Source organism: Rathayibacter sp. AY1F4 (assembly GCF_002931775.1).
Lineage (GTDB): Bacteria > Actinomycetota > Actinomycetes > Actinomycetales > Microbacteriaceae > Rathayibacter.
The window spans coordinates 34,334-46,104 of sequence record NZ_PSVE01000015.1 but is presented as its reverse complement, the minus strand read 5'-3'; the positions used below and the strand labels follow the sequence as shown (position 1 = coordinate 46,104).

Here is an 11,771-nt window from a genome sequence, read left to right as displayed (position 1 = left end):
GACGAACACCCGAAGAACCCCCAAGGAGAGAACCATGGCACTGTCCAACGAAGAAGTCCTCGCCGGCCTGGCCGAGCTTGTCAACGACGAGACGGGCATCGCCACCGACTCCGTCGAGATGGACAAGTCGTTCACCGACGACCTCGACATCGACTCCATCTCGATGATGACCATCGTCGTCAACGCCGAGGAGAAGTTCGACGTGAAGATCCCCGACGACGAGGTCAAGAACCTCAAGACGGTCGGCGACGCGGTCCGCTTCATCGTCAAGGCGTCCGAGTAGTCGTCGCCCGCGCACCCCGTCCTCGTGACGGACACCCCGGCCGGCGACCGTCGGCCGGGGTGAGCCCGGCACCCACCCACACGGAACAGAGAAGCTCGTCATGACCAAGAAGATCGTCGTCACAGGAATCGGTGCCAGCACTCCCCTCGGCGGGACCGCCCGGGAGTCCTGGAACGCACTCCTCGCCGGCGAATCAGGCGTCCGCTCCCTCGAGCAGGACTGGGTCGCTCAGTACGACATCCCGGTCACCTTCGCCGCCCAGGCCAAGGTCCGCCCGGAGGAGGTGCTCTCACGCCCCGAGGCGAAGCGCCTCGACCCCTCCAGCCAGTTCGCGCTCATCTCGGCCCGCGAGGCCTGGGCCGACTCCGGCATCACCGACGTCGACCCGCTCCGCGTGGGCGTCGACTACTCGACCGGCATCGGCGGCCTATGGACCCTCGTCGACGCGTGGGACACCCTCCGCGAGCGAGGACCCCGCCGGGTCCTCCCGATGACCATCCCGATGCTCATGCCCAACGCGGCCGCCGCCGCGATCAGCATGGCCATCCCCTCCCGCGCCTACGCCCGCACCGACGTGTCGGCCTGCGCCTCCAGCACCGAGGCCCTCGCGAACGCCTACGAGCACATGCAGCTCGGCCTCGCCGACGTGGTCGTCGCCGGCGGCACGGAGTCGGTCGTCCACCCGCTCCCGATCGCCGCCTTCGCGTCGATGCAGGCCCTCTCGCGCCGCAACGACGACCCGGCGACCGCCTCGCGCCCCTACGACGTCTCCCGCGACGGCTTCGTCCTCGGAGAAGGCGCCGCGACGCTCATCCTCGAGACCGAGGAGCACGCCCTCGCCCGAGGAGCACGCATCTACGCGGAGCTCGCCGGCGGCGCCGTCACCAGCGACTCCTACCACATCACGGCTCCGGACCCCGAGGGCTCCGCCGCCGCCCGCGCCATGATCGGCGCCCTCGAGCAGGCCGGAGCCGCGCTCACCGACGTCACCCACGTCAACGCCCACGCGACGAGCACCCCGGTCGGCGACATCGCCGAGTACCGCGCCCTGCTGCGCGTCTTCGGCGACCACCTCCCGAACATCGCCGTCTCCGCGACCAAGGCGTCCACCGGCCACCTCCTCGGCGGCACCGGCGCGCTCGAGGCCATCTTCACCGTGCTCGCCCTCCACGAGCGCACCGCACCCCCCACCATCAACCTCTTCGAGCAGGACCCCCAGATCCCCCTCGACGTCGTCACCAGCCCCCGCGCCCTCGGCGACGGACCGCTGGTCGCCATCTCGAACTCGTTCGGGTTCGGGGGGCACAATGCTGTTGCCGCTTTCCGGACGGTGTAGCGGGGCGTAGCCCCGCTCCACCGTGCGGAAAGCGGGCTGCGCCGCTCCTTGCGCGGCGCAGGCGCGTCCGCTGGGGAGGGGGGCGGGGTTCCCGAGGGCCGGTGCGGTGCATCGACGGTGATCCGCTGGAACGCGGATCACCGGATACGCCTCGTGCCGCGAGGGAGCTGCGCCGCCGTCTGGTGTGGGCTGGTGAGCACGCCGTGCTGGTGGGGAGCGCGGGCTTCGCCGCGGCTCGGGTCGGATGATCGGATCAACGAAGCTGTCCGGGTGGGAGCGCGGGCTTCGCCGCGACTCGGGTCGGAGGCTCCGATCGCGGAAGCTGTCCGGGTGGGAGCGCGGGCTCCGCCGCGACTCGCGTCGGAGACTCCGATCGCGGAAACTGTCCGGGTGGGAGCGCGGGCTCCGCCGCAACTCGGGTAGAAGGCTTCGGTTCAAGCAGCTGTGCTCGAGGGGAGCGCGGGCTTCGCCGCGACCCGGGTCGCATGCTCCGATCACGGAAGCTGTTCGGGTGGGAGCGCGGGCTTCGCCGAGACTCGGGTCGGATGCTCGGATCAGGCGCGACAGAGGTGCGGGCGGGTCCACGAGTCTTCCGACGCCCTCCGCCGGAACGCGGTGCTCCGCCGACCGTCTGGTCGACGTGCGCAGCGAGCGGCAACCGCGAAGCGACGGCGCGACCTCGAGACGGACCTCTGCCGGAGCGGGGGTCCGCTGGCCGCCTGGTTCAGGGAGGCGGGAGCGAACGATTGCCGCGAGGCGTATCCGCCGATCCGCGTGCCAGCGGATCGGCGTCGCCGGACGCCCGCCGCTCCACGGAACCCGACCACCCGACCGAGCCGACTGCGCGACGCCGCGCGAGGAGCGGCGTCGAACGAGCTCAGCCGACCCCGTGCATCCAGACGACGGGGGCGAAGTCGCCGCCGTAGCGGAAGGGCTCGAGCTCGTCCTCCCAGGCCTGGCCGAGGGCGAGGCGCAGCTCGCGGTGCAGCTCGATGGAGTCGGCGCCGGCGAGCTCCATAGCGGAGCGGATGCGGTCCTCGGGCACGACGGTGTTGCCCGCGCTGTCGGTCTGGGCGTAGAAGATTCCGAGCTCGGGCGTGTGCATCCAGCGGCCGCCGTCGACGCCGGGCGAGGGCTCCTCGGTGACCTCGTAGCGGACATCGGCCCAGCCGCGGAGAGCGGACGCGATGACGGCACCGGTTCCGACCGGGCCCTCCCAGGCGAACTCGGCGCGCAGCGTGCTGCGGAGCACGGGCTGCTCGATCCAGGCGAAGTTCACGGCACGACCAAGAGCGCGACCTGTCCCCCACTCGAGGTGGGGGCAGAGCGCGCGGGGGGCGGAGTGCACGAAGAGCACACCCCGAGTCTGCTGCGCCACCATGGTGTCCTCCGTTCGTCCCGGTGCGTCTTCCCCAACGACCCGGACCACGGAACACTCTGCGGTGCGCCTTCTTCGATTATGACGGTGGACGTGCCACCACGCCCGATCATGCAGGAGCGGCGGACCTCCGTCAAGGCGGCTCGCCGCGCCTGCTCGACCGGCCGCCGGCGGCTCCTGCCTATACTCGGGTCGTCCGCGCCGCCGGACGCCGCACACCGCCAGACGCCCGCCGGGAGGAGCACCGTGTCCGTCCGCGACGGCCTGCTCGCCCTGCTCACGCTCGGCCCCGCCTACGGCCTCCAGCTGCACGCCGAGCTCCTCGACCGTGCCGCGCACCGGCCCCGGGTCAACGTCGGCCAGATCTACTCGACGCTCGAGCGCCTGCGCGAGCGGGGCCTCGTCGTCTCGGCCGGGTCCACCGACGACGGCCTCCCCTTGCACGCGCTCACCGACGAGGGCCGCGCGGAGGCGGCCGCCTGGCTGACGGGTGACGGAGCGTCCCCGGAGGAGGATTGGGACGACGTCCTCGACCGGGTGCTGCTGGCCTCGAGCCTGTCCGGCGCCGACCTCGCCGCCGTCCTCGACGCGTATGAGAGCTCGCTGCCCGCCACCGCCGACGAGCCGGCGGAGGAGGACGCGCACCCGCAGCGCCGCCTCGCCGCGATCGCCGCCCGCGTGCGGGAGGAGGCCCTGCGGCGCCTCCTCGAGGCGGCCCGCGACGAGCTCACGGGCGACGGGCCGGGACGGGGCGTCCGCGGATACGCTCTCGAGCGTCCCCGTCGGGGCCGTCGAGCCTCGAGCTAGGACGAGACAGGCGCGGGTGCCGTCGCCTAGGGTGGTTCGCATGTCCCGCACCCCCCTCGGTCTCCGCGTCCCCTCCCGGGCGCGCCGGCGCCTCGTCGCCGCCGGAGCGGGCACGGTCCTCGTCCTGTGCGCCGCCCTCGCCGCTCCGCTCTCCGCGTCCGCCGCCTACGACCCGTCCGACTACCCCTCGTGGTCCGATGTGGAGGCCGCGAAGTCGAGCGAGAGCGCCACCGCCGCCGAGGTCGACCGCATCACCGCCTTCCTCGCCGACCTCCGCGACCAGGCCGCCGCCCTCACCGACGCCGCCATCAGCCGGGCCGCCGAGGCGGACGCCGCGCAGAGCGCTCTCGACGAGGCGACCCAGCGCGTGAGCGCCCTGGAGGAGCGCGCCTCCGCCGCCCGCTCGGACGCCGACGCAGCGAAGGAGCAGGCCGGCCGTCTCGCCGCGCAGCTCTACCGCAACGGCGGGACCGATGCGACGCTCAACCTCCTCATCGGCGGCGACGAGTCGAGCGAGCTGCTCTACCGCCTCGGCACCATGACGCAGCTCACCCAGCAGACCAGCCGACTCCAGACCGCGGCGCAGTCGACCGAGAACCAGGCCGTCTCCCTCGCCGCTCAGGCCGAGCAGGCCCGGGGCGAGCGCGTCTCCCTCGCCACCGCCGCGGCCGACGCGCTCTCGGCCGCCCGCTCCGCGCAGGCCGAGGCCGACGCCAAGGTCGCCGACCAGGAGAAGTACAGCCAGGAGCTCTACACCCAGCTCGCCTCGCTCAAGAACACCACCGCCGAGATCGAGCGGGAGTACGCCGACGGCCAGGACGCGAAGTCGGCGTTCGAGGAGCAGCAGCGCCTCTCCCGCCTCGCCGCCGAGGCCGAGGCCGCCCGCCAGCGCGCCGCGTCGGCTCCCGCCGCGGCCGCGGCTCCGGCAGCGCCCTCCAACGGTGGAGGCGGCGGAGGCGGCCCGGTCGAGCTCGGCGACGACGACCCGACCGGCGCGCGCAACAGCTCCGCCAAGACCATCGCCGCCCTCGGCACCTACGCCGGACGCACGGACGGCCTCTCCCCCGCGCAGGCCCAGGCCTACGCCCGGACCGCTGTCGGCCGCTTCGGCTGGGGCGCCGATCAGGTCGACCGGTGTCTCATCCCGCTGTGGAACGGCGAGTCGGGGTGGCGCTGGAACGCGCTGAACCGCTCCTCCGGTGCCTACGGCATCCCGCAGGCCCTCCCGGCGAGCAAGATGGCCAACTCGGGAGCCGACTACCAGACGAACGCGGCGACGCAGGTCGACTGGGGTCTCTCGTACATCAAGAGCGCCTACGGCTCGCCCTGCAGCGCGTGGTCGAGCTGGAACAACCGCTCGCCGCACTGGTACTGATCCCGTGTCTCACTTCGCCTGGTCGTAGGAGTCGACGACGGCGACGGTGACCGGGAAGTCGACCTCGCCCTCTCCGAAGAGCGAGCGTCCGGCACGCACTGCAGCCTCGCGGACGATCGCGGCGACCCGCTCGCCGACGTCGGCGGGGGCGTGCACGATCACCTCGTCGTGCAGGAAGTAGACGAGGTGCGCCCGGCCGACCGCGCCGCCCTCGGCGCGCAGTCGCGCCCGCAGCTCGCCCATCCAGCAGAGCGCCCACTCGGCCGCGGTCCCCTGCACCACGAAGTTGCGGGTGAAGCGTCCCCACTCGCGCGCTCGCGCCGCATCCGCCGAGAGCCCCTCGGGGCCGGGAGGCGAGCTGCGCCCGAGCCATGTCGAGACGCTCTCGCCGCGCTCGCCAGCCCGAGCCGCCGCCTCGACGTGCGCGACCGAGCGCGGGTAGGCACGGGCGAGCCTCGGGAGCAGCCGCCCGGCCTCCCCGCTCGTCGCCCCGTACATCGCCCCCAGCATCGCGACCTTGGCCCGCGGCCGGTCGGGGACCACGCCGGCGTCGACGATGCCCTGGTAGAGGTCGCGGCCCCGCCCGGCGGCGGCCATGGCCGAGTCGCCCGAGAGCGCGGCGAGGATGCGCGGCTCGAGCTGCGCGGCATCCGCGACCACGAGGCTCCAGCCCGGATCCGCGGTGACCGCGGCGCGGATCTGCCGCGGCAGCTGCAGCGCCCCTCCGCCCGAGGTCGCCCAGCGGCCGGTGACGACGCCGCCCACCACGTACTCCGGCCGGAACCGTCCGTCGCGCACCCACGCGTCGAGCCAGGCCCAGCCGTTGGCGGTGAGCAGCCGCGAGAGCTTCTTGTACTCCAGGAGCGGCGGCACCGCGGGGTGCTCGAGGGACTGCAGCTCCCAGGAGCGCGTCGACTCGACCGGCAGCCCCGCGCGCCGCAGCGCCTTGAGGAGCTCGGCCGGCGAGTCGGGGTTGAGCTCGGGCGCGCCGAGCTCGTCGCGCAGGCGGACGGCCAGCGCCTCCAACCGGGCCGGGCGGCCGCCGAAGAGCGGGCGGGGGCCGAGCATCCCGGTGAGCACCCGGTCGTGCACATCGGCGCGCCACGGCAGCCCCGCGTGGGCGATCTCGCGAGCGATCAGGGCGCCGACGGATTCGGCGGCGAGCAGCAGGCGGAGCCGGCCGGCCTCGGCGGCGCCGGAGAGCGCCTCCTCCTGCCGGGCCAGCTCGAGGACGGGGTCGAGCTCGTCGGAGCCGCCCGCCGCCTCCTCGAACCCGATCAGCGTGTCCTGCGCGGCGGGGGCCGCGGCTCCCGCGTCCCACGGGTCGAGGGGCGAGCGCGCGAGAGCCGATGCGGCGGCGGAGACCGAGCGGCGGAGGATCGCGCGGGCCAGCCGGAGGTCGTGGCACCGGGCGACGACCACACCGGCCGACAGCAGTGCGGGATACCAGCGCGCGGTGTCGTCCCAGACCCAGCGCGGGCGCTCCTGCTCCCGCTCCCGGACGAACGCCGCCAGCTCGGCCGGCCCTCTGCCGCTCCCGGCCTCGGCGCCGCCAACGGGGTCGACCGCCCGCCACGCCCCCGTGGGGCCGCCGACGAGTGCGAGGAGCATCGGGCCATTCTCCCCCGTGGCGGACACGGAGGCCGCCGTCGCGGGGACGGCCGGGCCCCCTCTCGCTGAAGGAGTCACGGCGACGGCCGCGAGGGCGGGTAGCCGGGGAAGGGCTTCTCCTGCGCCGTCGGCGGCTGATGGGCCCACAGGGCGGCCGCGATGGTGTCCATCGAGCGGGAGTAGCCCACGAGCGTCCGCCTCTCCGGCTCGGCCGCCCAGGTCACCGCGCGGAACCAGGTCTCGCGGTACGGGCCGGTCTCGATGCGGCGCACCAGGCCGATCCGGCCGGTGCGCAGGGCGTCGACCATCACCCACTCGTCCTGCCCGCTGCTGCGCAGCATCTGGAGCGGACTCCACTCGATCATCGCGCCTCCCACCGGTCGATCCGCGGCCGTGGCGAGCACGAGCGCCGCGGCGTACACTCGCAGACTATCGAACACATGTTCGAACGGCCAACCGGGTCCGGCGAGTGAACGGGAGCACGACGATGGCGGTGATCGACGAGACGGCGCTGGTCTCGACCGACGGCGAGGGAGTGCCGATCGCGCTCGAGTGGCGGGGCGGGAGCTACCGGGTGACCGACCGGCCGACGGTGTGGACCTGCACGAGCGAGTGGTGGGCGCCCCTCGAGGGGTTCCCGCCGACGTTCGGGCGCACACCGGTGAGCATCGGCGGCTGGCGCTTCCAGGCGACGGACCTCGCGACCGGCGGAGCGTTCGTGCTCGACGTGGTCGCGTCGACGGAGCCGCAGTGGAGCGTGGTGCGGATCTACGAGTAGTGCCGGCGCGAGGCCGGCCGGGCGGCTACTTGTCGGCCGACCAGGGCGCCCGCGTCATGGCGATGAGAGCCGCGACTCCGGAGACGAGGCCGACACCGGCGATGGCGGACACGACGAGCCAGAGAACGAGTTCCATGCCACCAGTCTACCGAGCCCCGGAGCGGATCCTCTCCTCCCCGCTTCCATCCCCCGGCTATGGAATAGCCTGGGCAGAGTGACCGACGCCCCCACCCGCGCGAGTGTCGGACTGCGCTCGGAGCGCGGCCCGATCCTGCTGTCCCTGATGATCTCGACCGCTCTGGTCGCCCTCGACGCCACGATCCTCTCGACGGCCGTGCCGTCCATCGTCGCCGACCTGGGGGGCTTCGAGCAGTTCCCCTGGCTGTTCTCGATCTACCTGCTGGCCCAGGCGGTCTCGGTCCCCCTCTACGGCAAGCTCGCCGACGTGATCGGGCGCAAGCCCATCATGCTGATCGGCATCGCCCTGTTCCTGGTCGGCTCGCTCCTGTGCGGCCTCGCCTGGAGCATGCCCGCGCTGATCGCGTTCCGAGCCCTGCAGGGTCTGGGGGCCGGAGCGATCCAGCCGATGGGCATCACCATCGCCGGCGACATCTACACGGTCGCCGAGCGTGCGAAGACCCAGGGCTACCTCGCGAGCGTCTGGGGCATCTCCTCGGTCGTCGGGCCGACGCTCGGCGGCGTGCTCTCGGACCTGGGCGCCTGGCGCGGCATCTTCCTCGTCAACATCCCGCTGTGCCTCCTGGCGGCGTTCCTCCTGATCCGCAGCTTCCGCGAGACCACCCGGGGCGAGAAGCAGCGGATCGACGTGGCGGGCGCCTCCGTGCTCGCCGTGGGCACCGCGCTGCTCATCCTCGGGCTGCTCGAGGGCGGCAGCGCCTGGCCGTGGCTCTCCCCCGCCGGAGTCGGCGTGTTCGTCGTCTCGGCCCTCGCGTTCGCCGGCTTCGTCGCGATCGAGCGGCGCGCGGCCGCCCCGGTGCTCCCCCTCTGGGTCCTCACGCGGCGCGTGCTGATCTCGACCAGCCTGGTCTCGGTGACCGTCGGCGCGATCACGCTCGGCGTCACCTCGTACTTCCCGACCTTCGCGCAGGGCGTGCTCGGCAGCTCCGCCCTCGGCGCGGGCTTCGCCGTCGCGGCGATGACGCTCGGCTGGCCGGTCGCGGCGTCCCTGTCGGGCCGGCTCTACCTGCGCATCGGCTTCCGCAACACGGGCTTCCTCGGGGCGGGGCTCGTCGTGATCGGCACGGCGCTGACCATCCTGCTCGGCGCCTCCTCGACGCTGTGGGAGATCGCCGGCTTCTGCGTGCTGATCGGCGCCGGCATGGGGCTCGTGGCGACTCCGACGCTGATCCGGGCGCAGTCGAGCGTCGACTGGAACGAGCGCGGAGTGGTCTCCTCGACAAACTTCTTCGCCCGGAACATCGGCAGCGCCGTCGCCGTGGCCGTGTTCGGCGCGATCGTGAACGCGAAGGCGGGCGGCGGCGTCCCCGCACCGGCGGACCTCGCCGAGGGCACCCGCTTCGTCTGCATCGCGCTCACGGTCCTCGCCGTGGGAATGCTCGCCGCGGTCTGGGCGATGCCCAAGGAGGGGCGCCCCGCGCCGGACGAGGATCGGGCGGCGAAGGCCGAGCCCGACGCGGTCCGGCCGGACGCGGCCCGGCCGGACGCGGCCCAGCCCTAGCCGTCAGGCGGCGCCGTCGGTTCTCATCGTCAGCCGGAGCGGCGCGCCGCGGCCGTCGCTCGCAGTCGGTCGCGGTGGGTGCGGCGCACCCGGTGCGTCCAGCGCTGCAGGGACGACCCCATCCCGGGGTGCCGCGCCAGCGTGTGCAGAGCGCGGTCGAACCGGCGGAGCATGTCCGCGAAGGCGCCGAAGGGGCGGGCCGAGATGCCGACCTCGAGGTGGCGGTCGAGCACGATCCGGTGTCGGAGTCCCAGGTGCACGCTGATCTCGACGTCGTCGTGCACGTAGGCGTCGTGCCGGTGCATCTCCTCCGCGATCTCCTCCCACGCCGACCGGCGGACGGCGCAGTTGGAGCCGAAGAGCGGCCAGTTGGCCAGCGCCGACCCCATCAGCACGAAGTAGGCGTCCATGTAGGCGACCCGCGCGATCACCCGGGCGATCGGGCCGAGCTCGTCGAAGCGTCCGGGACCGGTCACCGCTCCGACCTCGGGGTCGGCGAAGTGGCCGGCCAGGCGCGCCAGCCAGTCGGGTCCCGGGCGGGAGTCGGCGTCGAGCCGTGCGAGGACGTCGCCGTGCGCCTCGTCGAAGCCGTGCGCCGTGCTCGCCGGGATCCCGGCTCCGTCGTGCCGCACCACCCGCGCGCCCGCCGCCCGCGCGACGGCGGCGCTGTCGTCGGTGCTCCCGTCGTCGACGACGACGATCTCGAACGGAGCGAGCGTCTGCTCGCGGAGGAGCTCGAGCAGCTGCTCGAGGTGGCGGGCGTCGTCCTTCACGGGGACGACGACCGAGATGCGCCGGTGATCCATCCGCCCAGTCAACGCGATCGGGGCGCTCAGCGGGGACACCGCCACGCGTCTCGCGCGAGCCCGGACCTGTCAACCGGCTCCCGAGCGCGCCGGATCCGCTGATGGGATCGACCCGTGTCCGCCGGATCGGCGGCCCGATCGAGACAAAAGACGACATGACCCAGGGACCTCGAGACTTCCAGCCCACCCGTGCACTGGTGACCGCCTCGGACTCCGGCATCGGCCGGGCGACCGCGGTGGCACTGGCCGAGGCGGGCATGGACGTCGGCATCACCTGGCACAGCGACGAGGAGGGTGCGCAGGGCACGGCGGAGGAGGTGCGCTCCCTCGGCCGGCGCGCCGAGATCGCGCGCCTCGACACGACGGATCTGGAGGGCGCGGGCGACGTGATCGACGACCTCGCGGATCGACTGGGCGGGCTCGACGTCGCCGTCAGCAATGCGGGCGGAGGCGGGGGCGAGCCCTTCCTCGAGCAGAGCCTCGACAGCTGGCGCTCGACCGTCGCCCTGAACCTCGACGGAGCGTTCGTCTGCCTCCAGCGCGCCGCGCGGCGCATGGCGGCCCAGGGCACGGGCGGCAGGATCATCGCGGTCACCAGCGTCCACGAGCACCAGCCGCGGGTCGGCTCCGTCGCCTACACCGCTGCCAAGCAGGGCTGGGCGGCCTGCTGAAGGTGGCCGCACTCGAGCTCGGCTCCCTCGGCATCACCGTCAACGCCGTCGCCCCCGGGGAGATCGCCACGCCGATGAACGACGCCGAGGACGTGGACCCCGTCACGATCGACCGCCCCGGCATCCCCCTCGGCCGCCCCGGCGACGCCCGCGAGATCGCGGCGGTGGTCGCCTTCCTGGCCTCTCCCGCCGCCTCCTACATCACCGGATCCTCGTACGTCGTGGACGGCGGGATGCTGCAGATGGGGCCGCAGGCCGGCTCCCACCTCCGGCAGGACGACTGGCGCGAGGCCTGAGCCGCCGACCACGGCGCCCGCCCGCCGGGTACTCTCGAAGAGGTGCTCCGGCGGGCGGGGCGCCTGCTCCGGGATGTAGGTGACGCACGTGTGGTTCCGGCGTCGACGCAGGTTCAAGATGGAGCCGTACGACCCCGATGAGAACCCGTCGCGCGAGCCCGCCTCCGTCGAGGAGGCCGCCGAGGAGGGCCTGATGCTCGCGCAGTACGCGAGCCGCATGGCCGTGAAGAACCGGGTGCTGATGGACGGCCTCGGCGCCGACGTCCCCTTCGACTCGGGCCGCTACTCCGTCGTCGCCGCGGAGGAGCTCGAGAAGCTGGCGCGCGAGTCCGAGGCAGCCGCCGAGCGCCTGCGCGGCATCGCCGCCGACGTGACCTCGGTGGGCGGCCGCTCCGACCACGTGCACGACTACCGCTCGGCCGACGTCGACAACCTCGACCACCGCGAGCGGCTTTCGCTCCTGGTCGCCGACTCCCTCCACAGGCGGGCGCAGGACGAGGAGTACCTCGCGACGCTCGTCGACGACGCCCGTCAGGACGCGTGGCGCGAGCTCGCGCAGTCGATCGAGGAGACCCTCGACCGCACCTCGCGGATCGACCCGGACGACGAGGAGTACCGCCGCGACCGCTCGGTGCGGATGGCGCTCGTGGTCGTCGACGACCTGGTCAAGCTGGCGGAGGAGCGCGGCGTCAGCCTCGAGGACTGACGGGCTCGTCGGGGGACGCCGGGAC

General features: G+C 73.6%; 11 protein-coding genes and 1 pseudogene. 8 read left to right on the top strand and 4 right to left on the bottom strand.

What is annotated here, in order from left to right; translation table 11 throughout:
• Positions 1–34 precede the first annotated feature (34 nt).
• Together C5C59_RS10830 and C5C59_RS10825 are read left to right on the top strand one after the other, a co-directional pair.
• Positions 35–283, top strand: a complete 249-nt coding sequence (locus tag C5C59_RS10830; RefSeq protein WP_104223463.1) for an acyl carrier protein — start codon at positions 35–37, stop codon at positions 281–283.
• A 100-nt stretch (positions 284–383) separates the two neighbouring features.
• Positions 384–1,619, top strand: coding sequence for a beta-ketoacyl synthase (locus tag C5C59_RS10825; RefSeq protein WP_104226673.1), 1,236 nt, complete (start codon positions 384–386; stop codon positions 1,617–1,619).
• Between the two features lie 877 nt (positions 1,620–2,496).
• Here the strand turns inward: C5C59_RS10825 and C5C59_RS10820 are convergent.
• Complete coding sequence (locus C5C59_RS10820) at positions 2,497–3,000, bottom strand: DUF3145 domain-containing protein (protein ID WP_104238205.1); 504 nt, start codon at positions 2,998–3,000, stop codon at positions 2,497–2,499.
• Between the two features lie 243 nt (positions 3,001–3,243).
• Here C5C59_RS10820 and C5C59_RS10815 point away from each other — a divergent pair, with 243 nt between their 5' ends.
• The gene (locus C5C59_RS10815; RefSeq protein ID WP_104238206.1) at positions 3,244–3,804 is read left to right on the top strand and encodes a PadR family transcriptional regulator; all 561 of its coding nucleotides are present in this window, start codon (positions 3,244–3,246) and stop codon (positions 3,802–3,804) included.
• A gap of 40 nt (positions 3,805–3,844) precedes the next feature.
• A complete protein-coding gene (locus C5C59_RS10810) occupies positions 3,845–5,179 on the top strand; it encodes a hypothetical protein (protein WP_104238207.1) in 1,335 nt (444 codons plus the stop codon).
• Positions 5,180–5,188: 9 nt separating this feature from the next.
• On the opposite strand, the gene C5C59_RS10805 is transcribed toward C5C59_RS10810, so the two are convergent.
• Both C5C59_RS10805 and C5C59_RS10800 read right to left on the bottom strand, forming a co-directional pair.
• Complete coding sequence (locus C5C59_RS10805; RefSeq protein WP_104238208.1) at positions 5,189–6,790, bottom strand: bifunctional 3'-5' exonuclease/DNA polymerase; 1,602 nt, start codon at positions 6,788–6,790, stop codon at positions 5,189–5,191.
• A gap of 74 nt (positions 6,791–6,864) precedes the next feature.
• The gene (locus C5C59_RS10800) at positions 6,865–7,155 is read right to left on the bottom strand and encodes a hypothetical protein (RefSeq protein WP_146076962.1); all 291 of its coding nucleotides are present in this window, start codon (positions 7,153–7,155) and stop codon (positions 6,865–6,867) included.
• 104 nt (positions 7,156–7,259) lie between these two features.
• On the opposite strand from C5C59_RS10800, the gene C5C59_RS10795 reads away from it, so the two are divergent.
• Complete coding sequence (locus tag C5C59_RS10795) at positions 7,260–7,568, top strand: hypothetical protein (RefSeq protein ID WP_104226677.1); 309 nt, start codon at positions 7,260–7,262, stop codon at positions 7,566–7,568.
• A 283-nt stretch (positions 7,569–7,851) separates the two neighbouring features.
• Positions 7,852–9,267 carry an MDR family MFS transporter gene (locus C5C59_RS10790; RefSeq protein ID WP_104238224.1) on the top strand — a complete coding sequence of 472 codons (1,416 nt, stop codon included), beginning with the start codon at positions 7,852–7,854 and terminating at the stop codon, positions 9,265–9,267.
• Between the two features lie 29 nt (positions 9,268–9,296).
• Here C5C59_RS10790 and C5C59_RS10785 read toward each other — a convergent pair whose 3' ends face one another.
• Positions 9,297–10,073, bottom strand: a complete 777-nt coding sequence (locus C5C59_RS10785) for a glycosyltransferase family 2 protein (RefSeq protein WP_104223456.1) — start codon at positions 10,071–10,073, stop codon at positions 9,297–9,299.
• 155 nt (positions 10,074–10,228) lie between these two features.
• On the opposite strand from C5C59_RS10785, the pseudogene C5C59_RS10780 reads away from it, so the two are divergent.
• Both C5C59_RS10780 and C5C59_RS10775 read left to right on the top strand, forming a co-directional pair.
• A pseudogene (locus C5C59_RS10780) lies at positions 10,229–11,040 on the top strand (SDR family oxidoreductase).
• A gap of 118 nt (positions 11,041–11,158) precedes the next feature.
• Positions 11,159–11,746, top strand: a complete 588-nt coding sequence (locus tag C5C59_RS10775) for a hypothetical protein (protein WP_104223455.1) — start codon at positions 11,159–11,161, stop codon at positions 11,744–11,746.
• Positions 11,747–11,771: the final 25 nt, after the last annotated feature.